Genomic DNA, 22,544 nt, shown 5'->3' with positions numbered 1-22,544 from the left:
GAAGTCTTAGCGTAATTTCCCTCTGCAATAAACACCTTAAAAGGTGCCAGGGGATTTTTTGCGTCCACAGCGCGTCACAGCGATGACGCAGTATAGACGTAAAAAATCCCCTGGCACCTTTTAAGCGGCTTGGGGCTTGTTAAATTTGCTTTTGGGGAATGGGAGGTTGTTGTCGATGATTTCGTCCATAAACAACGGGATGTTGCCTGTGGCTTGAAGTCGACCTTCCAATGTTCCGTCGGGACGGCGAGTCATGCGTGACATTTCGAAAATTGGAACGACGTTGTAGGAGCCATCCGGGTTGAATCCGCGGATTTCGCTGATATGGGAAATTTTTCTGGAACCATCAGAGAAACGAGAGACCTGAATGATGATTTCAATCGCGGAGACGACTTGCGAGCGCAAGGCCTTCTCGCTGATTTTTGCATCACCACCTTGAGCCAAGGCTTCCAAACGCACGATCGCATCTTCAGGTGTGTTCGCATGCACCGTACCCATACAACCTTTGTGACCCGTGTTCATGGCATTCAAAAGTTCCATGGCTTCACTTGAACGAACCTCACCGACGATGATGCGGTCTGGACGAAGACGAAGAGCACTTTTTAAAAGATCTTTGATCGACACTTCGCCTTTACCCATTTGATCGGCTTGGCGAGTTTCAAACATCACGACGTGTTCGTAATCGACTTGCAACTCTGAAGAGTCCTCGATCACCATCACACGCTGACCCTTCGGAATGCGCGTGCAAAGAAGAGATAAGAGAGTTGTCTTACCGGAACCCGTACCACCCGACACGATGATGTTTTTTCCCAGGAACATGCAGATGTCCAGGAACCTTGCACCGTCTTCGGTGATCGCGCCGAATTTGATGTAATCAGCGAAAGTGATTTTATTATTTGTAAATTTACGAATAGATAATGTCGTCCCTTTGCGTGACATCGGTGGAATCACCGCTGCAATACGGGAACCGTCGGGAAGACGCGCATCCAAACGTGGCGATTCATCGTCGATACGACGGCCGACACTTTGGGCGATACTGTTGACCGCTGCACGCAAGTCATCTTCAGAAGGGAAAGATTCAGGAACTCTTTCGAGCTTCCCTTTTCTTTCGACGAAAATTTCTTTGTGTCCGTTAACGAGGATTTCCGAAACACCCTTGTCATCGAGGTACTTCAAAACAGGACCTAGATTCTGCTGAATGGTCTGTTTGAAAACATCCGAGTTCGACATGGGCGCACTTCTCCATAATTAGTTGGAAGCAGGTTTTCTGTCAGAGCTTCCTACATCAGAATAAATAATGAATTTTCCTTGCACCGCTGTTTCAGGGCATTGGTAAGAGAAAATTCCGTCTGTTTTAGGAGTCACATAAAAAGTTTTTTGCTCACCGAAAACCGTGTTGTGATGCTCAGAAAAAGCATCGAGCACGAAGCTCACGTTCTTTTCTTTGCCGTTCACATTCACGACGTGAATACGGTAGTTGCTGCCTTTTTTAAGGCGAACCGTATCCGGGACAAAGCCCTTGTCAGTGTTCATGATCACGATGTCTTGAGTCGGCTCGACCGCCTCAAACACCTTGCTTAAAATAATATCGGATTGATCTTCTTTAATGCTCGCAGGAAGTCGATCTTCGTTTTTCACACGGCTGAAATCCACTTGGCGACGAGAGAAATCGACCTCGAGGGCTTGAGCCGACGGAGCCGCAAGAAGAAGCAACAACGCAATCTTAGTGCAACTCTGTACGATCTTGAAATTCGCAGAACTCACGCGCAACCTCCATAGCGATATAATTCACGGATCTTGGATCCATCATGTGGAGCTTTTGAATAAGAAGATCTTTGTTTCCTTTGCACGCGTTGATCATTTGAAACGCATCGCTGACGATTTGTGGCTGGGACATCATCTCTTTAGTCACTTCGGCCCAATCCAATTTCAAAACAGGGTCGATAGCGCCCACTGAGTAGAGTGCATCAAACACTATTTGCAAATCGCCTTGAAGAAACATCGAATCCTCCTAATTGCTCGGGGCATCCAGCCCTCTCCATGTTGTTTTTATCGGTAGGAGTTCACTAGAACTTGAGTCAATTTGAGGCGATTTTTCGAGAGTTGAGGAGATCTATCGTTTGACGCTGGTCGAGAGTCGAAAAGGACTCACGACCAGTCCGGTCGAGGGAAAAAACTGCCGAAAGCGGCAATTATTTTTCGATTTCTGACGAACTTTCAGACGAAGCCGCAGCGGCCGAAGCGTCAGTTGCGGGCTTTTCATTACTTTGATTCAAGATTTTTTCAGCGATTTGCGACGGAGAACCCGTGTCCTTCATCATGCGCAGCTTTCTTTCGTTGGTCGCTTCTTTAGAAACTTCGATCTTCGCATCACGAATGCGTTCGACAATCTTCTTCTCGAAGCCTTCTTGTTTCAGATACGGTTTGACCTCCGCCATCAAATTTTCCAAGAAGATGACATAGGTCACTTGCACGACCGGTTTAAAAGCCCGAGGATTTTTCAAAGCGTTGATCGCTTCGTCAGTTAATTGACTGACAGTTTTTTCCCAGGACTCCAATTCATCTAAATTGCTGCGCAACGGAGCGACAATTTTTTCAATCATGTCATCATCGTTAGGACGAGAATAGACAGCCTGCAGTGCTTCTTTCAATGGCACCGCTTTACCGCTCCCCGTCTTTTTCGATTCTTTCACTTTGTCACTGACCAATTTATTCATTTGATCCAAATCTTTCAGTGCCAGTTGTGAGTAGTTAAAAAGCAAGCCGGCGTGGGCTTGCATGCAAAATACAAAGGTGAACATTGTTAAAAGGAAATTTGCTTTTTTCATAAACATAAGTTTAAAGACCTGGCAGAGTGATTCAAGGCCAGAATGAGCCGGACTTTGGACTGGGATTTTTTCCTTCCCTCTAAACTAAAAATAATGTCAAATAAAAGGGCTTAAAACTTTAATCATCCATCTCGGAGGAAACATTGAAAGCACTTAAGTTTTTTGGAATTAGCGCACTCGCGGTTGTCACATCACTTTCTTTAGTGAATTGTGCTCCATCAGCAAAACAACTCAAAGAAGCCGTTGAAAAAGATCCAAGCATCGTTTTCGTAGCTATCGAAAAAGATCCAGAGCAATTCATTGAAGTGGTGAACAAAGCTGCTCAAAATGCTCAACGTAAAGCTCAAGAGAAAGCCGTTGCAGAAGAAGGCAAAAAGCGTGACGAAGAGTTCGCAAAACCATTGCAAGCTGTTGTTGAAGAAGGCCGCGTTATCTTCGGACCTAAAGACGCTAAAATCACTATCATTGAATACTCTGACTTCGAGTGCCCATACTGCGCTAAAGGTCATGCGACAGTTGATGAAGTTATGAAAGCTTATCCAAAAGACGTTCGTGTTGTTTACAAACACCTTCCTTTGGATTTCCATCCAATGGCAATGCCTGCAGCTAGATACTTCGAAGCTATTGCAATGCAAGATCATGCAAAAGCTGAAAAGTTCTACAACATGGTATTCGAAAACCAAGGCGAACTTCGCAGCAAAAAAGAAGCTTTCTTGAAAGAGACTGCTAAAAAAGTAGGCGCGGACGTTAAAAAAGTTGAAAAAGACTTGAACAGCGAAGCGATCACTAAGCGTATCGAAGCAGACATGGCTGAAGCTCGTAAATTCGACTTCTCTGGAACACCTGGTTTCTTGATCAACGGTGTTTCTCTTCGTGGTGCTTATCCGTTCTCTGAATTCAAAGAAATCATCGAACGTCACCTTAAAGGTGGAAAATAAGAAGTTTTCTTAAAAGAAAATAACTTACGAAGCCCTCGGCAAACCCGGGGGCTTTTTTTATGTTTAAACGATATTTATTTTTGCCAACTAGACCAAGTCCGCATAAAGTGGGTTCATAACCTTCTCATCAAGGAGATCACCTATGAGCGCACATGCAAAATCACTTATCCTCAAAGCTCAAGACGATCTCGATCTCGCAAAGAAACATCTTCACGATGAAAAGCAGCATGAACTTGTCGGCTACAACTTAGCGCAAGCTTGTGAGAAATATTTGAAAGCTCTTTGTGATATGCGCGGTCTTCAATATCCGGAAGACGATCATGATTTAGATGCTTTGATGTCGACTCTTGAAGAGCACAACTTCTCTGCGATTTCTTCGCATGCCGACGTGATTGAATTGACTCCGTACAACGCAACAAACGCCCACATTCATGATGATGAGCGTTTGGATATGGAAGAATACATGGGTTACGTTGAGAATCTTAAAAAACTCGTCGGCGAACAGCTTCGTCTGCTCTAGTTTAATACTTCAGTAAGATTCGAATCGGGCTTGTTCCCGTTGCCACCGGAGAGTGAGATGAAATCGTCAGCTCTCCGTTTGTTTTTACGGTGTATTGCTGAACCTTGCCGTCCATAAAATCGATCACATAAGCGGACACGTCATCGGCGGCTAAAGTTTCTGGCGTATACGAGGCACTCACTGTTGGTTGCGAAAGTGCCGCCAATTTTCCATTCGTCTGGATCGCAAACATTGAAAGCGTGCCTTCGCCAGAGTTTGCGATATAAAGGTTTTTTCCAGCGACAATCATTCCTTGAGGGCTTAGTCCCGTCTTTACGATTTCCTGAGACGTGAGACCGCCGTTCGCTCTAACTGAAAAAACCTCTACTTCTTCCGTGAAGCAGCTTAAAACATAAATAAATTCACCGGCCGTTGTCTGTGTCGTACCCAAGGGGCCTGAAGGACATCCCGACGAGGCGATCGTTGCCGGAGTCAAAGGCGCAAGTGTCCCATTTAACGCCACAGAAAATTGCGAAATGCTGGTGTCACCGTTCACAACATAAGCAAATTTTCCTGAAGGAGAAAAAGTTAAATTCATCGGACCTTCCGTATGCGCCTTGGTTGCGACAAGAGTGAGTTCGCCGCTCGCACCAATCGCGTACTGAGTGATACTTTCACCTGATAAATTCATCGCATAAAGAAAACGACCATCTAACGAAACACTCAATCCTTGCGGCGTTGAACCTGTTGCGATTGGAGATCCTAAAGCCGTCAAAGCGCCATCACTGCCAATAACAAACTGAGAAATCGTATCGTCGTTTGCATTTGCAACATAGAGATATTTTTGATTTACGTCCATCACCATCGAAGCCGGAAAAACACCTGTTGCCACCGTCGCAGTGGCGAGAGGAATCAGCTCCCCTGATGAAGACACTTTGTATTGGCTGATCGTATCGTCACCACTGTTTAAGATATACGCAAACTGCGCTTTTTTCGGGAGAGGCGCATGGCGAGAAGAAGAACCACAACCAACCAAACCTAGAAGTGATAAAAGAAAAAGAAGATGTTTCATAAATATCTCGCAAAGAAAAACTAGCGCCCTTGGGCGCTAGTCAAAACAAGTCTTAGAATCGCAGGATGATTGCCGCGAGGAGTTTCGATTTCTTCCATCACGATTTCAAGGCCTGCGTTTTTGAGTTCTTGGCGAATCATTTCTACAGGAGCCACACGTTTTTGTGCCGTCCAGAATTTTCCACCTTTTTCTACAACACCCTCCACATCACACTCGGGAGTTTGTCTCCACAAAGTGTAATTCTCATCTAAGAAAATAGATTCGAAGCTGTCTTCCGGACTGAAACCGGGACTCAAAGCCGCTGTCTTTAAAACGAACTTTCCATTTGTCGCCAAAGAATTTCTGACAGCATTGAGGAAGTGAGCACGTTTTGCTGAACAAGTGATTTGTGTCAAACAATCATAGTCATGAATCAAATCAAACTTTTGATTGAGTTGTTCCACTTGCAGAATGCCGCCCATGCCGAAAGAAATATTCAGCTCTTGTTTCAATGCAAATTTTTGCACGATGGAAATCGAACTGCGGTGCATATCAAAAGCCGCCACTTGAAAACCCAGTTCCGCCAAAGCCATTGCTGCGACTCCGTGACCAGAGCCCAAATCCAAAGCTTTCATGCCGACGGGATGCGGGAAAAATCCATTTACAACCGATGGTAAGTAATCAACACAGTCACGTTCCATCAATCCGCCGAGTGGCAGAATGTTTTTCAAAGTCTCTTTCACAGTGTTTGGATTGTTGGAAATGCGACTGTTGTGACGACCTACGTAACCTTGATAATATGCTCTCATAACTGTCTCCTAGTTTTTGCTGATCGTTGCAGATCAACGTGATGACAGTCTTAAAAGCACAGGCGGTGCCAAGATTTTTCCCTCTGAAAACAGCTTTATTTTGAGATGAGACGACGCCTGCCGAGATCCCGGCAAGCGTCTTGTTGGTATTTCGGGAGCCGCCGAAAACCCGGCAGACTAGTTTGCGGCGTAAATAAGGCTTCCGCCTTTGATCATATTGATCACTTTATCACGATTCGTTGTTGAAACTGCAGGACATCCCCAGCTGCGACCTTGAATCACTGCTGAATCCTGAACATACGAAGCACCGTGCACGACAATCGCACGAGGGCGCGCATTGGAATTCGTTGTTGAAAGACCATCGAGTCTTAGAGAATAGCCATTGCTTCCCTGATAAGTCTCGGCCGTTTTATAAAAACCCAAAGAACTCGCATTGGAACCAGAGACGTTGCTGAACTTCTCTGCAAACCCATCGTGATTGCTGTCAGAGCCCTTGCCGTGAGCGACGTGAATATTCCACACACTCCCCGTACTCATATTGATGAAGTACCAACGCTTCTGTGTCGACTTCTGACTAAAATCAATCACGGAAATCACTGACTGATTTTTAAATGAAGATTTATTTTTATGAAAATAAACGATGGCATCTTCCAGCTTCTGAGTCGGCACGATATGTGTCGGATCGACGTAGTCGTACATTTTCAAAATTTCTTCCCGCGTATCCGCCGTTGCCGGAGGGCTCACAACCGGAACCTCCGGAGTCGTGGATGGTATATCCGTGGAACCTTCCGCGTTGTTAGTGTCACTCGGAGCTGAAGCAGCCGGCTCGTTGTTTGGATCATCCGGTAAAACAGGAATGCCAGGACCGCAGGCAGAAAGAGCGAGCATCATTGCTGTTGCGAACAAGACTTTTGTAGGTGAGAAAGACATCGTGCCAATCCTCCATGTGGTTACACAGAGCAAATCGGCTGTTCATTTTTAAAACTTAAAACTTTTTAGAAACGACTGAATTCTCGACACGTTTTCAGAGGGAAAGTGTGAGGTTTTTAGACACTTAACAAAGACCTCAAATAAACGAATCTTTCAGAGGGAAACGGACTTATTCTTTTTTCAAAAAGGAGATTCCCTATGATCGTTCGAGAAATCATGCATCCTAAAGCAAAGGTGATTAACTTTTCTCACACCGTCGACGAAGCTGCGCGGTTGATGGAGCAGGAAGATTGCGGCTCTATTCCCGTTGAGAAAGACGATAAAATGATCGGCATGCTCACAGACCGCGACATCGCGATTCGTGTGGTGGCAAAAGGTAAAGATCCTAAGAAAACAAAAGTCCAAGAAGTGATGAGTGAAGGAATTAACTACTGTTACGACGACGATGATATTGCAGAGGTCAGCAAAAAAATGTCAGGACGTCAGCATCGCCGCTTGCCTGTCGTTGATAGAAATAAACGCCTGGTTGGCATGGTGAGTTTAGGCGACTTGGCCAACAAAGGACATGACGCTAACATCACTCACGACACTCTTTCAAATATCGCTCATCACTAAAAAAATAAGGGCTGCCGCTGCAGCCCTTCTATTAAAATTTCAGCGGTAAAAGAGTCTCTGACAATTCCACCGAATCGGGACTCAAATCCACGAGCAAAGGAGAAATTCGAACTCCTTTATGGTAGGCCTCTCTCAGCAATTTTCCATACTCGGGATCGATATGATCTGCCGGAGCAAAACTTCCACAGTCATGACGCTGAACCGTGAACACAAGCTCTGCAGTGTGTCCCTGATCGATCAAGGACATCAACTCGCGCAAGTGTTTTTGCCCACGCTCTGAAACCGCATCGGGGAATTTCGCAATGCCATCTTCATTCAAAGTGACGTTCTTGACCTCGATATGGTGATGTTTGTCGCTATCCTTCTTTTTTAAAACGAAATCCAAACGAGTCTCGCCATTGATTTTGTATTCCGCCTTGGCTTCATCATAATGAGCCCAATGAGCAAAAGTACCGACAATTTCTGGATGACCAACGACGCGCTCTAAGGTTTCGCGCATAATAATATTCGGTGTCGCCGTGTTGACTCCGACCCACGCCCCTGCCGGAGACTTGATCATCTCCAATGTGAACTTGAGCTTACGTTCCGGATTGTCGCTTTCAGAGAACAGGCAGTGCTGACCAGGGTTGTTGACGCTCTTCAAACTCCCCGTGTTCGGCAAATGGGCCGTGATTTTTTGCCCTTGCCACTCGATGTCGGCAAAAAAACGTTTATAGCGTTGCAGGAAGATTCCTTCTTGTAACTTGCGAGTAAATTTCATAGGAGTCCCTTCGAAGGCCTTAATTTCACTCTCAAATTAGTCGTTTTCCGGCGAATTTGTCGATGGCTTTCCTTGGAACTCCGAATAATGCAAAAACCCCGTGCATTTCTTCGCGTTAATGCATGGCGTAATTAAGTGCAAATGCTCTATGACGGGACTAGAAGGGAGTGTTCATAAAGGACAAACTATGACGGTCAAAAAGCCAATTACTCCAAAGCCTTCGTGGCTGAAAGTGCGTGCGCCTTCCGGCGAAAATTACACACGCATCAAGGAGATGATGAGCGATTTGAAACTGGCCACAGTTTGCCAGGAAGCGCGCTGCCCAAACATTGGCGAATGTTGGTCTGGCGGAACGGCAACAATCATGATCATGGGCGAGGTTTGCACTCGCGGTTGTCGCTTCTGCAACGTGAAGACCGGAAATCCAAAAGGAGTTTTAGATCCTTTTGAACCTGAAAAGGTCGCCTACTCGGTTTCGCAAATGAGTCTTGAGTACATCGTCATTACGACGGTCGACAGAGACGATTTGCCAGACCAAGGGGCTGAGCATTTTTCGCGCACGGTGACGACGTTGAAAAAACTCGCACCGAATTTGATCGTAGAAATTTTGGCGGGAGATTTCCGCGGCGATCAAAACCTTGTGAACCAATTGACGGACGCAAAACCTGATGTGTATGCGCACAACGTAGAAACTGTTGAACGCTTAACACCAAAGGTGCGGGACCCGCGAGCGGGCTACCGTCAAAGCCTGCGTGTTTTGGAGATGGTGAAAGAGCGCGATGCGACTCGCTACACGAAATCTTCGATCATGCTGGGTCTTGGAGAAAGCGACGAAGAAATTCTTCAAACACTGAAGGATCTTCGTGGAGTTGGCTGCGATGTGGTGACTTTTGGTCAGTACTTGCAACCCACGCCAAGACATCTCAAAGTAGTGGATTACGTCACTCCGGAAAAATTCCAAGAGTGGCAAAAGGTGGCCGAGGGCATGGGTTACTTGTACGTAGCTTCAGGTCCGTTGGTGCGCAGCTCATACCGTGCCGGTGAATTCTTTATGAAGGGAATCATCGAAAAAAAGAAAGCTGCGGAATTGAATAAAGAATTAAATAACGTTTTTTAGATATCTAAATGCAGAAAGGACTTTCTCAACATGGCAACTGACGTAAAACTGCCCGAACTTGGCGAAGGTGTTACAGAAGGTGAATTGGTAAAATGGTTGGTAAAACCAGGTGACTCTGTAAAAGCAGATCAACCTATCGCTGAAGTATTGACTGACAAAGCAACTGTTGAGGTTCCATCTCCAGTCGCTGGCGTGGTTAAAGATTTGAAATTTAAATCAGGCGATGTTGTGAAAGTCGGAGCAACGATGATCACTCTAGATGGCGCAGGCGCAACAGCTTCTGCTCCAGCGGCAGCAGCTTCTAAACCTGCAGCACCAACGGCATCGGCTCCTCAAGCGGCAGCTCCTGCAGCGGGTGACGGCAAAGTTCAAGATATTAAACTTCCAGAATTGGGAGAAGGTGTTACTGAAGGTGAATTGGTAAAATGGTTGGTAAAACCAGGCGACTCTGTCAAAGCAGATCAAGCGATTGCAGAAGTTTTGACTGACAAAGCAACTGTTGAGGTTCCAACTCCAGTAGCTGGTGTGGTTAAAGATTTAAAATTCAAATCTGGTGATGTGGTTAAAGTTGGTTCAACAATGATCACGCTTGAAGGTGGCGCAGGTGCTGCGGCTCCAGCTCCTCAAGCTCCAGCGGGTGCACAACGTGAAGTTCCTGCTTCTGCACACGCAAACTTTGCGGCGGCTCATGCTCCGATTCAGTCCAGTTCCGCAGCTGTCGCTGCTGCACATCCTGCGCCCGGCGCGATATTCCCGCCTGTCGCTGATTCAAAAGTTTTGGCAACTCCAGCGACTCGTCGTTTGGCGCGTGAAATGGGTGTTGATATCAACTCTTTGGGTGGATCAGGTCTTGCGGGTCGCGTGACTCGTGAAGATGTATTGTCTGCTAAAGGTGGCGGCGCGGCTCCAGTATCAGCAAAAGCTCCTGCGGCTCCGGGTATGTCGATTCTTAAACCTTCTTACCAAGGACCTGCGGGTGCGGCTGAAGAGCGCGTCCCTCTTGTTGGTATCCGTAAGAAGATTGCTGAAAACATGCAACGTTCTAAACACGTGATCCCTCACTTCACTATTATGGATGAAGCGAAAGTGGATGCGATGGTGGCGATGCGTGAATCTTTGAAAGAGCATGCAGAGAAACACGGAACGAAGATCACTTATCTTCCAATCGTGATGAAGGCTTTGATCGCGACAATCCGCGAATTCCCAATGTTCAATGCGTCTATCGACGATGCGGCTGGTGAAATCGTTTACAAAAAATACTTCAATCTTGGTTTTGCAGCGGACACTCCAAACGGACTTGTTGTTCCTGTAATCAAGAATGCAGACCAAAAATCCATCTTGGAAATTTCTAAAGAGATCTTGGATCTTTCTAAGCGTGCGCGTGACGGTAAATTGAAACCAGATGAAATGAAGGGTGCAACTATCACTGTGACAAACATCGGTTCTATCGGCGGCACTTATGCAACTCCAGTGATCAACCATCCTGAAGTGGCGATTCTTGGTATGTACAAGATCGATGAAAAACCGGTTATCAAAGATGGCCAGTTGAAAGCGATCAAAGTGATGAACTACACAATGACAGCGGACCACCGTTTGATCGACGGCGCGGTTGCGGCTCGTTTCTTGGCAGCATTTATCGCTCGTATTGAAAACCCAGGTAAAATGTTGGTGGAGCTAATCTAATGGCAGCGCAAAATTTTGACGTAGTAGTAATTGGTGCGGGTCCTGGCGGTTATGTTGCTGCCATCCGCTCTGCACAACTTGGATTTAAAACAGCTGTCGTTGAAAGAGAATTCTTGGGTGGCGTGTGCTTAAACGTAGGATGTATTCCTTCTAAAGCCATGATCACGGCGACTCACCTTTTGCACAAAGCTCAACATAATTTCAAAGAAATGGGCTTGAATATCAAAGGCGGCATCGACGTTGATATGAAACAGCTTGTGAAGTGGAAACAATCTGTGTCTGACAAAATGTCAGGCGGAGTGAGCCAACTTCTTAAAGGTTATGGCGTTACTGTTCTAAAAGGTGATGCTGAATTTAAAACTTCTAAAGAAATCACAGTGAAATCCTCTGCGGGGACTGAGTCTGTTCAAGCGAAGTACTTCATCGTGGCAACAGGTTCTCGTCCGATTGAAATCCCTGGTTTCAAATTTGATGAAAAAGATATCTGTTCATCTACAGGCGCTTTGGCATTTGATACGATTCCAAAACGCATCGCTGTTATCGGCGGTGGTTATATTGGGCTTGAGATTTCTTCTTACCTCAGAAAATTGGGCACAGAAGTGACTGTGATCGAAGCTCAAGCTTCCTTGCTTGCAGGCGTTGTTGATCCAGATTGCGCACAGATCGTTGTTCGTAAGTTGAACAAAGCTGGCGTGAACATCATGTACGGTGCAAAAGCCAAAGGTCAGAAAAAAGTGAAAGACGGCTACGAAGTCACTGTTGAAATCAACGGTAAAGATGAAGTCGTTAAGTGCGACAAGATTCTTGTGACTGTCGGTCGTCGTCCTAACGGAGACCAAGCAAACTTGAAAGCGGCTGGCATCGCTGTGGATGAGCGTGGATTTATCAAAGTAGACGCTCAACGCAGAACAAATGTTCAAAACATTTTTGCTATCGGCGATATCGCAGGACAACCAATGTTGGCACACAAAGCGTCTCACGAAGGTGTTCTTGTGGCTGAAGTGATCGCAGGTCACAACCGCGTTTACGATGCGAAAACAGTTCCAGCTGTTGTCTTCACAGATCCAGAAATCGCATCTGCAGGTATGACAGAAGCTGAAGCAAAAGCGAAAGGTCACACAGATCTTTTGGTGTCTCGTTTCCCATTCGCAGCGAACGGTCGTGCCGTGAGCATGATGGAAACAGATGGCTTCGTGAAAATGATCGCTGACAAGAAAACACATGTTTTGTTGGGCGTTCACATCGTGGGTCCTGAAGCTTCGAATTTGATCTCTGAAGCTGTGCTTGCCATCGAAATGGGTGCACGCATTGAAGATCTTGCTCTTTCTATCCACCCTCACCCAACATTGGGTGAAACAATGATGGAAGCAGCTGAAGCGACTTTGGGTCACGCGATCCACATCATTCAAAAGCCACTTAATAAGTAGTTCTTGAAATAAAATGTTCTTTGCAAAAGCTCAGTGGAGAAATCCTCTGAGCTTTTTTTTCGTTTTTTGACAGGTCCCTTCACGACACCGATTTTTTCGGCATCATTTGTGCACAATATTTGGTACAAATAAAAAAAGAGCCACATTGACACTTTTCTTGGGGGAAAAATGAAAAATATGTTCTTGGCTTTGCTAATCGTGTGCGGTTTGGCACCATTGGCGCATGCCGATATCAATGACAACATGAATAACGCGGATACCTCTTATGTAAGACCGGGACCTCGTCCTCCAGGTCGTCCTGATCCTTATCCAGGTCCGGGACCTGTGCGCCCTGATCCTCGCCCAGAGCCACGTCCAAATCCAGGCTATCCTCCGTATCCACCACCACCAAATTATTCGTATGAGCATGTGACATGCACGTCTTATAACTACCGTTATAACGAGTGCTACTTCAACGACTACAGACTTGTTGAAATCCGCATCTGGGCTCAGCATTCTTACGATGCTTGCATCTGGGGACGCACAACAGGCGTTTACGGCAATCGCATTTGGGTTGACCGTGGTTGCAGCGCCACGTTTGAAATTGTTCATCAGTACTAATTGGTGAATACATTCTTACAAATCGAAAACCCGCAGCATTCTGCGGGTTTTTTATTTTCAAATCAGTTACTTTTAAAAAATGGAAATCAGAATCGGCATTTCAGGTTGGCTTTATCCTCCGTGGAGAAAGATCTTTTATCCCGCAGATCTTCCGCAGAAAAAAGAACTCGCCTATGCCAGCAGACAGGTTTCTTCCATTGAAATCAATGGCTCATTCTATCACTATCAAAAACCGGAATCATATCAACGCTGGTATTCAGAAACGCCGAAGGATTTTGTTTTTTCCGTCAAAGGTCCCCAGTACATTACGCACATTCGCCGTTTGCGTGAGATCGAAATGCCTTTGGCAAATTTCTTTGCGTCAGGCGTTCTGTATCTCGATCACAAACTGGGATGTTTTCTTTGGCAGTTCCCGCCGAGCTTTCTTTACAATGAAGAACGATTAGAAACATTTTTTAAACTTTTACCACGCACGTTTTCAGAAGCTGCAAAACTTTCTGACAAATCTGACCGCTTTTCACCTGAATATCCCGCGGCTCTTCGCAAACAATCCCGTGAATTGCGGCACGCGATTGAAATCCGCCATCACAGTTTTGAAAATCCGTTTTTTATTGAGCTTGTTCGCAAATACAACATCGCAATTGTTTTCGCCGATACGGCCGGGAAATGGCCCTATATCGAAGATGTCACCGCTGATTTTTTATACTTACGTCTGCACGGCGATGAGGAGATTTACAAAAGCGGTTACGATATTGAAACCCTGAATTGGTGGGCCGACCGAATTAAAATCTGGTCCAAAGGAAAACTTCCAAAAGATGCTTTGAATGTTGTCGATCTCCCCGTCGAGAAACGACAAAGAGACGTCTATGTCTATTTCGACAACGATATCAAAGTCCGGGCGCCAGAGGACGCTCAAACGCTGATGAAGCTTCTTAAAGTCAAAAAAACCCAAGAAATTTGACAGTGCTTTTTTTGAGGTTCAAGATTTTAATATGGAAACAAGCAAACCTCTTCTGATTGGCCTTTCTCCACGTATTTTGCATGAAGCTCCTGAGGGCTTTGAAGCCCGCGGAAAAACTATTCAATACCTTGAGCAAAACCTTGCGCACTTGATTTCTAAACACGGCGCCTTGGTATTTATGGTTCCTTCTCTGGAGTCCGAATCTCTTTTAAACAAAGAAGATCTCAACGTCGATCAATATGCGGAAGTTTTAGATGGTTTGGTCCTGCAAGGTGGTGTAGATATTTCGCCGTCTTTGTATGGTGAAGAACCTATTCCTGCGATGGAGAAGCAACGGCTGGATCCTGTGCGCGATCGCTATGAAATGAAACTTTTAAAAGCATTTGCGAAAAGAAATAAACCCGTCCTGGGAATTTGCCGTGGTTTTCAACTGATGAATGTTTTTAAGGGTGGAACTCTTTTTCAAGATCTCCCCACGCAAAGGCCTGACAAAGTCGCGCATTATAAGGCGGAACTTTACGATCACCTCACGCACAGCGTGGAAATTGAGCCCGGCGGAAAACTTTCTAAGATGTATTCCCACGGCGGAGAAATAGTTTCTATTCATCATCAGGGAATTAAAAAACTGGGTGACGGTTTGCAAGTGGAAGCGACGTCGTCGGATGGATTGATTGAAGCGTTTAGCAGCAGCAAGGATCGTTTTTTCGTCGGCGTGCAATGGCATCCGGAATTTCATAAAGACTTTGAAGAGCACTTTCTTTCGTCGGAACCTCTTGTGAAAAGCTTTCTTGAAGCTTGTCTTAACAAAGAGGCTCCGCCGCCAGAGCCTGTTGTGAATCCGTCTTAAAGAGTTTTCTTAAGCTCTTCCAGCGATTGCGCGATCTTTTTATATCTTTCTAACTTTGCTTCCGGCAAAGCCAATGCGCGTTCAATGGATTTTTTAGCTTCTTCTTTTTGATTCAACTCTTTTTGGGTTTGCGCCAAAAGTTGCAAGTTTTGCAAGCGCCACTCGGGCCCCAATTCGACAGCTTTGACTGCTTCTGGAAGAGCCTTCGCATGTTCCTTGTTACGAGAGTAAAAACGCGCCAGTCTCATGTGATAAACGTAAGTATCTGGATACGCTTCCACCAATTTCACAAGCCACGCTTCTTCTTCCGCTTTCATGCCCGCAGTTCTGAAATACGATTGGCCCGTCATGATTTCGCCGGGACGTTTTGCACTTAAATCTTTTTTCGTCAGAAGATCTTTTAACTGCGTGACGATTTGTTTTGCAATGTCATCCTTTTTTAAAGATTTTGCAGAGGAAAGCCATACGGACATCACTTCTTCTTGTTCAAAAGGCTTTAAATCTGAAACACTCCAAGCGGTAAAAAACTCGTGAGACTTTTGTGCTGAGCCCGCGATTGCTGGAAGAAGCTCCATGTTTTTATTTAGCTCTGCCTTAACGTCTTCAGGCAGACCTTTTTTGTCTTCAGCATAAAGTGCCGCCAGGTCATTACGTGCGGAGGCTGCTGTGTAAGAATTCGGATCTTGCGCAATCCATTTCTTCAAAACTTGAATGTAACCGTCGCGGTCTTTTTTATCTTTTTCATTTTTTTCAGCCCACAAGCCCATTTCAGCATAAGCATAAAAAGCCGATTTATCTTGAAGCTTCTCATACCATTTCACAGCCGCTGCCATATCGAGCTTATTGAAAGCATTCTCGGCCATTTTCATTTGTGCTGTGCGATCTCCGGCTTCCGCTTGCTTTTCGAGTTCTACCAAGGATGTTGTTTTCTTTAAAGCCACCGTCAGTTCTTGAGAAAGACTCTTCGCCGGTTTGAAATCCAGGCTGCGATAAAGTTCCTCACCTTGCGCGTTCAAAATCAAAAGTGTCGGGAGGGCTTTGATTTGATATTTATCACCGAAAGCCTTATTCGCAGCGAGGTCTGAATTGAGCGCCACCTTCACTAGCTTTTTTGTCGCACCTTTAAACTCTTTTGTGCCGAACACTTCTGTTTCGAGGCGAACGCACGCTGGGCACCAAGGAGCACCGTAATCTACCAAAACCAGTTTTTTCTCTTTGTCGGCTTTCTTGAGGGCTGCTTCGATATTGTTCTCGATAAAGCCATGAGAATTCATATGCACTTTATCTGATTTCACGGATTTTTCTTGAGAAGCCTGAACACTAGCCGACGCTACCGCACTGCCTGCGCCTGCCAACAATTTACCGGATTTTAACATGTAATCGTATTTATGTTCTTCACAGACAGTTTTTTTGTCATCACAGACATAAAAACTCACTTGGAAAGATTTACCTTCGGCTTTGCTAAGATCAAAGATCAATTCTTTTTCTTCTTTCTTAACAGGGGTGCTTTCTTGGCCTGCGACCATCAGACTTGCCGGAGCCTCTTTATTAAAGTGAAAACCTGCAGCTACGTGGCCGACTAATTTCGTTTTTTCGACTTGAAGTGTGGCTTTTCCGTCAGACAAACGTGCATAGGCGCCTAAGGATAGAAAGAGAGACATTATTATTAGAGACTTCATAAAAACTCCTCTCCGCATCATATTCTCAATTCACTTTCATCTTCAATGCTTTTTCATTTACGCGGATAAACCATAGAAAGATTGTGCTCGCTTCTCACATTGGATATCTCAGCAGCTCACAAACAAGGAGTTTTAGATGAAATTGCTAGTAGCAGCTCTTCTCTTGACTGTTTCTACAGTGGCCGCTCAAGCGGAAACATTGACTATCTACACAGACCGCCCGACGGCGCGTCTTCAACCTCTCGCAGATCAATTCAAAGCTGAAAAAGGCGTTGACGTTGTTATCGTTGAAAAAGCTTATGCGGACGTTCTTGCACAACTTCAGACAGAAGGCGCAGCAACTCCTGCGGATCTTATTTTCACTAAAGACCTCGTTTTCTTGTCTGATCTTACAAACAAAGGTCTTTTGCAACCGTTGACAAATGCCTCTGTTAAATCAAGCGTGGCTCCTGCGATGAAAGATCAAAATGACCACTGGGTGGCTGTGACTTACAGAGCACGCACTTTGGTTTACGATTCTTCTCGCGTAAAAGCGTCTGAGCTTTCTAACTACGAAGACTTGGCTGACGCTAAATGGGCGGGTCGCGTGTGCATGAGAACTTCTAAAGGCACTTACAACGTGGCATTGATTGCGAGCCTTGTTCACCACAAAGGTGAAGCGCAAGCAAAAAACATCATGTCTGGCATCCTTGATAATTTGGCCGTTGATGTTTTCCCGAATGACACAGCGATGATGACGGCGATGGCAAACGGCATCTGTGATGTAGGTATTGCAAACACTTACTATCTTGCGGGCATGGTTCAACAAAATCCGAACTTCCCGATCAAACCTCTTTTTGCAAACCAAGACACCACAGGCGTTCACGTCAATGGTTCTGGTATCGGTATCGTGAAGTACTCACAAAAAGCGGCTCTTGCGCAAGAGTTCATCTCTTTGATGTTGCAAGAACCTGCGCAACTTCACTTGTCTTCTAGCCACTTGGAATATCCAGCAGCTTTGGGTGTGACTCCGAACACGTTGATCAAAGACTGGGGTACTTTCAAAGCGGACGCGACAAACTGGTCTGTGATCGGTGAGCAAGTTCCAGCTGCTCAACGTATCATCAAGGAACTTGACTATAAGTAATCATGAATAAGTTCTTTCAAACTCTTATTTTAATTTCTTTCTTCGGCCTGAACTCTCAGGCCGAAGACGTTTCTGAGGTCTCAGCAAAAATGTCTGAGCTCGGCCCCGTGAGGGTGATCGGCAGTTCTGAAGAAGAACTGACTCAACCCAGTTCCGCGCATTTTATCAGTAAAGAAAAGCTCGAACTTCAACAGCAATCCGACGTGAACCGTGTGCTTAAACAAGTTCCCGGTGTTTATGTTCGCGAGGAAGATGGTTTTGGTTTACGCCCCAACATCGGTCTTCGCGGCACTCATCCCGATCGCAGTAAAAAAATCGTCATCTTGGAAGATGGGATTTTAATTGGTCCCGCACCCTACTCGGCTCCGGCGGCCTATTACACTCCTTTTATGAGTAAGATCGAATCGCTCGAAGTTTTTAAAGGTGTGGCCTCTGTTCCCTATGGCCCGAACTCCATTGGTGGTGCGATCAATTACATCACTCGCAGTATTCCTAAAAACGACGCAAATGAAGTCGAATTGGCGGCGGGAACTTTTAATACGCAAAAATATCGCGGCAATATTGCCCGAGTTTTTGACCGTGGTGGTGTGATGCTCGAAGGCACGCACATGCAAACGGATGGTTTTAAAAAACTGGATTCCGGCGATAAAACTGGATTTTCCAAAAATGATTTCTTGCTGAAGGGTGAATACCATCTTGATGGTGATAAACGTCATTCTTTGCAAATGAAAGTCGGCTACGCCAATGAACTTTCTGATGAAACCTATTTGGGACTTTCATTGGATGATTTCGATGCGTCTCCGTTCCGTCGTTACAACGCTTCTGAAAAAGATTTGATGGATTGGCAGCATGAGCAATATCAGCTGACGTACAAAGCCCAGGTTCAGGAAAATTGGGGCGTTTGGGCGACGGTCTATCACAACAAATTCCATCGTGACTGGCGTCGCTTTGACGGATTTAGAGACGGAAGTATCAAAATCAATTCTGTTCTGTTAAATCCTTCCGGCCCCCAAGATCAGCTTTATCACGATATTCTGACTGGAAATGCGGACTCTGCTTCTTCAGGAAGTAATGCGACAGACATCGCTGTTTTAAATAACAATAGATATTTTTACAGTCAGGGCATTCAATTTGGCTCCTTTTCCGCGCACACCGCGGGAACGTGGACTCATCAGGTGAGTTTAGGTCTTCGCCTGCACGATGATCAGATTCGCCGCGACCATACTAAACGTTATTACTCGATGACGAACAGTCATTTGGTGAGCACGGGCGAAGCCGCTTCTCAAAAAGATTTGAATCGTGACACAACTCAATCGGTTGCTATCACAGCAAGTGACGAGATGCTGGTTGAAGCTGTTCCTGGATTAAAAATCACGACGACGGGTCGCTTTGAAACTGTCAATTATTCTGCCCAGAATGATTTGACGAACACGACAACCAACGGTTCTGAGAATTTCTTTGTGCCGGGTCTTGGCGTTCTTCAACAATTCACAGATCGCTGGTCGGCTTTTGCTGGCATCAACCGTGGATACTCCATTGTAGGTCCTGGACAAACTCAAAGCAGCAAGCCTGAAGAAAGTGTGAACTACGAAGCTGGCGTTCGCTACTCTAATGCCGATCAGGAATTTTTCGTCGAGGGCATCGGGTTTTGGAACGACTATCAAAACATCAAAGACACATGTTCTTTCTCATCAGGTTGCACAACCGGAGATTTAGATCAAACCTTTGACGGTGGTAAAGCATTGATCACAGGCCTTGAGGCCCGAGTGCAAAAAGGATTTCAGTATAAGACCGTCTATATTCCTGTGGGACTGAATGCGACCTTCACGAAAGCGGAATTTAAAAATGATTTCAGTTCTAATAATGAAGTCTGGGGCAACGGAACAATTCATTCCGGAGACCCGCTGCCTTATGTCCCCGAAACTCAATACAGCTTAAGTGTCGGTGCTCAATACAAGAAATTCACGCAAGAAGTTGTTCTTTCTTGGACTGGCAAGATGTACAACGAATCTGTGGCTGCCAACAGACAAGAGGTCGCGGCTTACGGGATTGTCGATTGGAGTTTAAAATACCAATACGACAAAGCAGGCTCCGTCTATGCTCGTCTGGATAACATCTTGGATCGTGAGTACTTGGTTTCGATGAAACCTTACGGTGCTCGTCCCGGCAAGGCTCGCAGTGTTCTTGTAGGCCTCAAACATTATTTCTAAAAATCTGCGGAGGAAGATCTCAACTTCCTCCGTTATTTTAAGACTTTCTTAAAAGTTTCTTTCCTAAAGTGACAAACGGAGCTTTGTAATGCTCCCACAAAGATTTTCGGAATCTTTCGTTCAAACCAAAACGAAGTTTTGAAACCTCTTTAGAAAAAACCAAAGATCCAAACAAACCATCCCAAACCGCGAGACTGACCCCAAAGTTTTTATCGTAATGATGAACGTCTTTGGAGTGATGCACTTGGTGTTGAATAGGACTGATCAAAAATCTCTCAAATGGACCAAAGCTCAAGGGAATATGACTGTGGCGAAGGTTTGCTCCGACCAAATTAAAAATAAAACCAAAGCCATTGATACCTAACAATGTCCAAAGCGAGAAGCTTGAACCAAATAAGAAAATAAAGACACCAATGGCAACACCTAAGCTTAAACTATTTCGCAAAATGGCGAGAACGGACTCAACGGGATGCGCGCGATACAAAGTCACAGGAGTTAAAACCCGAGCACTGTGATGCAGTTTATGAAACTCCCACAGCCAAGGGATCTTGTGCATCAACCAATGGTGAAAGAAACGCAAAAAATCATCCCATACGAAAACAGCCAATGTGAAAAGCACCAGATCCGCATTGCTTATCGGGATATTTAAAAGATCACCGCCATTAAATTTCACTAAAAAACGGATGACAGCTTGAGAGATATGAAAACTTCCTTCAAACAAAGGGACGAAGAGGAAGCTTTTAAAGAGCGCATTTAGGAAATAAATCAAATAATCCTGTTTCGTTGAGTGATTCCACCAATACTTTTTGCGCAAAACCCAACGGCTTAAAAGCATTTTTAGCGGCATTTTCTTCTGACGGGCCACGATCCACAGAACCACGATAACCAAGAGCAAGCTGGAAATAATATTGACGTGATAAAGCCTTGATGTGGGCTCATCAAATTGAAAGAGTAATTTTTGCAAACGAGTCCAATTTTCGGGTTGCTCAAGCATACCTTTTGTTAGCACACAGGAACGATTTTCACACTTTTTTCTCAACAATCCTCAATGAGTTTTCAACTATGCCCCTGAGGCCATGAAAACTTGTCACAGGGAGGGTCTTTCAGGCACAAAGACCGTTCTGAAAGTGAGGGCTTATGCACGCGAAAAATCTGATTTTGAAGGTGTCTTTGGCTTTAGCGACGTGTTTATTAACTGCTTCTTGTTCGGACTTTTTTAAGAACGAAAAAACAGCTCGCAACGGCGGCAACAACACGCCTCAACAAAACCAAGGTGAATCTCTTCCCGGTGAATTTCAAAAACCGAATGAAGGTGCGTTTTCAGAACAAAAAATGCTGATCAATATCGGTACAAACATAATTGCTCGTGCGGTAGAAGATTTTAACACGCAAGTTCCTGTATTGCGTGGTTCCCTTCGTCAGTACTGCGAAGCTTTGGCGACAGGCTCTCTGGCTCGCCGTGAAGAAACTCAAGTGCAATTGGATTGGGAACGTGCAATGCTTTCCTTCCACACGGTTCAGGCAGCTCCTTTTGGTCCCTTGATGGACAATGGACGCTTTTTAAATGATTACCTTTATTCTTGGCCTTACCTCAACACTTGCGACATCGATAAAAAAGCTTACGAAAACTCAAAATCTCCTATCGGCAGTGACAGCTTGATTTTCAACGTTCGCGGTTTGGCGGCTATTGAATATCTCCTTTTTGAGAAGTCGTTGAAATCCACATGCAATCCTAGAGCAAATCCTGCCATGGCAGAATGGAATGCTCGCGAGGAACAGCAAAAGAAACTGGATCGCTGCTTGTGGGCGCAAGAGTTGGCAAAAGACGTAGAAACAAAAGCTAAATCTTTGAACAACGCTTGGTCTTTGCAAGGTGGTAACTTTACCAAAGCTTTGATTGATGGTTCTCGTTATGCGGGACTAAAAGAATCTATCAACGCTGTGACGGATGCTTTGGCCAATATTGAAAAAATCAAAGATTTGAAACTCGGTCGTCCTTTGGCTCGCCACAAAGATTGCACAGAAGACAAGTGTCCCCGTGATGTCGAGCATATCTATTCGGGCCTTTCTTTAGCGGCCGCTGAAGCTCAACTAAAAGGTTTTAAAGCGATCTTTACTGGCAGCTATTCTGCACAGCCAGGATTTGGTTTTGATGACCTGCTGGCACAATCAGGACGCGCGGATGTTTCTGAGAGAGTTCTTCTCGCGTTAGATAAAGCGATTGCTTCACTTCAAGCCGCGCAAGAAAAAGGATCTTTGTTAGAACAAATCGAAGCGATGAATCCAACTCTTTGCAAATCAACGACGATGACCGATCGTAAAGAAGAGATTTGCGCTGTTCACGCTGATGTTCGTGAAGTGGCTTTCCTTCTGAAAACAGAAGTTCTAGCGGCCTTGGCCCTGCGTGCGCCACCGACTCATCAAGGTGATAACGACTAAAGGAATTCGGAGCCCCTCAGCACAA

Annotated in this window: 22 protein-coding genes; 12 read left to right on the top strand and 10 right to left on the bottom strand. The window is 45.2% G+C overall.

The genetic code is table 11. From position 1 onward, the window contains the following. Nucleotides 1–120 precede the first annotated feature (120 nt). The 4 genes from ACLSSO_RS03725 to ACLSSO_RS03710 all read right to left on the bottom strand — a co-directional run bounded on the left by ACLSSO_RS03725 (nt 121) and on the right by ACLSSO_RS03710 (nt 2,828). Entirely contained in the window at nt 121–1,230 is a 1,110-nt protein-coding gene (locus ACLSSO_RS03725; RefSeq protein WP_340590399.1) for a CpaF family protein, read from the bottom strand. Between the two features lie 18 nt (nt 1,231–1,248). Continuing rightward, the gene (locus ACLSSO_RS03720; protein ID WP_413944100.1) at nt 1,249–1,764 is read right to left on the bottom strand and encodes a cupredoxin domain-containing protein; all 516 of its coding nucleotides are present in this window, start codon (nt 1,762–1,764) and stop codon (nt 1,249–1,251) included. Continuing rightward, complete coding sequence (locus ACLSSO_RS03715) at nt 1,724–2,002, bottom strand: cytochrome (protein ID WP_340590396.1); 279 nt, start codon at nt 2,000–2,002, stop codon at nt 1,724–1,726. Before ACLSSO_RS03715 ends, ACLSSO_RS03720 begins: the two co-directional genes overlap by 41 nt. A 190-nt stretch (nt 2,003–2,192) precedes the next feature. Then, on the bottom strand, nt 2,193–2,828 hold the full coding sequence (locus tag ACLSSO_RS03710) for a hypothetical protein (protein WP_413944099.1): 636 nt from the start codon (nt 2,826–2,828) through the stop codon (nt 2,193–2,195). 143 nt (nt 2,829–2,971) lie between these two features. On the opposite strand from ACLSSO_RS03710, the gene ACLSSO_RS03705 reads away from it, so the two are divergent. Both ACLSSO_RS03705 and ACLSSO_RS03700 read left to right on the top strand, forming a co-directional pair. Then, on the top strand, nt 2,972–3,766 hold the full coding sequence (locus ACLSSO_RS03705; protein ID WP_413944098.1) for a DsbA family protein: 795 nt from the start codon (nt 2,972–2,974) through the stop codon (nt 3,764–3,766). 142 nt (nt 3,767–3,908) lie between these two features. Further along, nucleotides 3,909–4,286 carry a HEPN domain-containing protein gene (locus ACLSSO_RS03700; RefSeq protein WP_295901718.1) on the top strand — a complete coding sequence of 126 codons (378 nt, stop codon included), beginning with the start codon at nt 3,909–3,911 and terminating at the stop codon, nt 4,284–4,286. A 1-nt stretch (nt 4,287) separates the two neighbouring features. On the opposite strand, the gene ACLSSO_RS03695 is transcribed toward ACLSSO_RS03700, so the two are convergent. The 3 genes from ACLSSO_RS03695 to ACLSSO_RS03685 form a co-directional block, all read right to left on the bottom strand. Continuing rightward, on the bottom strand, nt 4,288–5,337 hold the full coding sequence (locus ACLSSO_RS03695; RefSeq protein WP_413944097.1) for a lactonase family protein: 1,050 nt from the start codon (nt 5,335–5,337) through the stop codon (nt 4,288–4,290). A gap of 20 nt (nt 5,338–5,357) precedes the next feature. Beyond that, nucleotides 5,358–6,125 carry a class I SAM-dependent methyltransferase gene (locus ACLSSO_RS03690; RefSeq protein WP_413944096.1) on the bottom strand — a complete coding sequence of 256 codons (768 nt, stop codon included), beginning with the start codon at nt 6,123–6,125 and terminating at the stop codon, nt 5,358–5,360. 177 nt (nt 6,126–6,302) lie between these two features. Continuing rightward, entirely contained in the window at nt 6,303–7,055 is a 753-nt protein-coding gene (locus ACLSSO_RS03685; RefSeq protein ID WP_413944095.1) for a murein L,D-transpeptidase catalytic domain family protein, read from the bottom strand. Nucleotides 7,056–7,253: 198 nt separating this feature from the next. Here ACLSSO_RS03685 and ACLSSO_RS03680 point away from each other — a divergent pair, with 198 nt between their 5' ends. Further along, nucleotides 7,254–7,670, top strand: a complete 417-nt coding sequence (locus tag ACLSSO_RS03680; protein WP_413944094.1) for a CBS domain-containing protein — start codon at nt 7,254–7,256, stop codon at nt 7,668–7,670. 31 nt (nt 7,671–7,701) lie between these two features. On the opposite strand, the gene sfsA is transcribed toward ACLSSO_RS03680, so the two are convergent. After that, nucleotides 7,702–8,430: a DNA/RNA nuclease SfsA gene (sfsA, locus tag ACLSSO_RS03675; protein ID WP_413944093.1), complete on the bottom strand. Its 729-nt coding sequence runs from the start codon at nt 8,428–8,430 to the stop codon at nt 7,702–7,704. 187 nt (nt 8,431–8,617) lie between these two features. Between sfsA and lipA the strand changes: the two genes are divergently transcribed. The 6 genes from lipA (at nt 8,618) to ACLSSO_RS03645 (ending at nt 15,065) form a co-directional block, all read left to right on the top strand. Next, complete coding sequence (gene lipA / locus ACLSSO_RS03670; RefSeq protein ID WP_413944092.1) at nt 8,618–9,547, top strand: lipoyl synthase; 930 nt, start codon at nt 8,618–8,620, stop codon at nt 9,545–9,547. A 30-nt stretch (nt 9,548–9,577) separates the two neighbouring features. Continuing rightward, nucleotides 9,578–11,230: a 2-oxo acid dehydrogenase subunit E2 gene (locus ACLSSO_RS03665; protein WP_413944091.1), complete on the top strand. Its 1,653-nt coding sequence runs from the start codon at nt 9,578–9,580 to the stop codon at nt 11,228–11,230. Continuing rightward, nucleotides 11,230–12,657 (top strand): dihydrolipoyl dehydrogenase, encoded by a 1,428-nt coding sequence (gene lpdA / locus ACLSSO_RS03660; RefSeq protein WP_413944090.1) that lies wholly within the window; start codon nt 11,230–11,232, stop codon nt 12,655–12,657. Before ACLSSO_RS03665 ends, lpdA begins: the two co-directional genes overlap by 1 nt. A gap of 168 nt (nt 12,658–12,825) precedes the next feature. Beyond that, a complete protein-coding gene (locus ACLSSO_RS03655) occupies nt 12,826–13,257 on the top strand; it encodes a DUF3011 domain-containing protein (protein ID WP_413944089.1) in 432 nt (143 codons plus the stop codon). A 79-nt stretch (nt 13,258–13,336) separates the two neighbouring features. After that, complete coding sequence (locus tag ACLSSO_RS03650) at nt 13,337–14,218, top strand: DUF72 domain-containing protein (protein ID WP_413944088.1); 882 nt, start codon at nt 13,337–13,339, stop codon at nt 14,216–14,218. A gap of 31 nt (nt 14,219–14,249) precedes the next feature. Next, nucleotides 14,250–15,065, top strand: a complete 816-nt coding sequence (locus tag ACLSSO_RS03645; protein ID WP_413944087.1) for a gamma-glutamyl-gamma-aminobutyrate hydrolase family protein — start codon at nt 14,250–14,252, stop codon at nt 15,063–15,065. On the opposite strand, the gene ACLSSO_RS03640 is transcribed toward ACLSSO_RS03645, so the two are convergent. Further along, nucleotides 15,062–16,744 carry a thioredoxin family protein gene (locus ACLSSO_RS03640; protein ID WP_413944086.1) on the bottom strand — a complete coding sequence of 561 codons (1,683 nt, stop codon included), beginning with the start codon at nt 16,742–16,744 and terminating at the stop codon, nt 15,062–15,064. The two genes, ACLSSO_RS03645 and ACLSSO_RS03640, sit on opposite strands and share 4 nt — an antisense overlap. 136 nt (nt 16,745–16,880) lie before the next feature. On the opposite strand from ACLSSO_RS03640, the gene ACLSSO_RS03635 reads away from it, so the two are divergent. Then, nucleotides 16,881–17,870, top strand: coding sequence for an extracellular solute-binding protein (locus ACLSSO_RS03635; protein ID WP_295901745.1), 990 nt, complete (start codon nt 16,881–16,883; stop codon nt 17,868–17,870). A 2-nt stretch (nt 17,871–17,872) separates the two neighbouring features. Then, on the top strand, nt 17,873–20,080 hold the full coding sequence (locus ACLSSO_RS03630; protein ID WP_413944085.1) for a TonB-dependent receptor family protein: 2,208 nt from the start codon (nt 17,873–17,875) through the stop codon (nt 20,078–20,080). A 37-nt stretch (nt 20,081–20,117) separates the two neighbouring features. Here the strand turns inward: ACLSSO_RS03630 and ACLSSO_RS03625 are convergent, their stop codons facing one another. After that, on the bottom strand, nt 20,118–21,074 hold the full coding sequence (locus tag ACLSSO_RS03625; RefSeq protein ID WP_295901750.1) for a sterol desaturase family protein: 957 nt from the start codon (nt 21,072–21,074) through the stop codon (nt 20,118–20,120). A 143-nt stretch (nt 21,075–21,217) separates the two neighbouring features. Here ACLSSO_RS03625 and ACLSSO_RS03620 point away from each other — a divergent pair, with 143 nt between their 5' ends. Beyond that, entirely contained in the window at nt 21,218–22,519 is a 1,302-nt protein-coding gene (locus ACLSSO_RS03620; protein WP_413944084.1) for an imelysin family protein, read from the top strand. Nucleotides 22,520–22,544: the final 25 nt, after the last annotated feature.

The organism is Bdellovibrio sp. HCB-162 (assembly GCF_047344985.1).
In the GTDB taxonomy this organism is placed as follows: Bacteria; Bdellovibrionota; Bdellovibrionia; order Bdellovibrionales; family Bdellovibrionaceae; genus Bdellovibrio.
The sequence above is the reverse complement of the archived record's forward strand: the minus strand, read 5'-3'. Positions and strand labels throughout refer to the sequence as shown.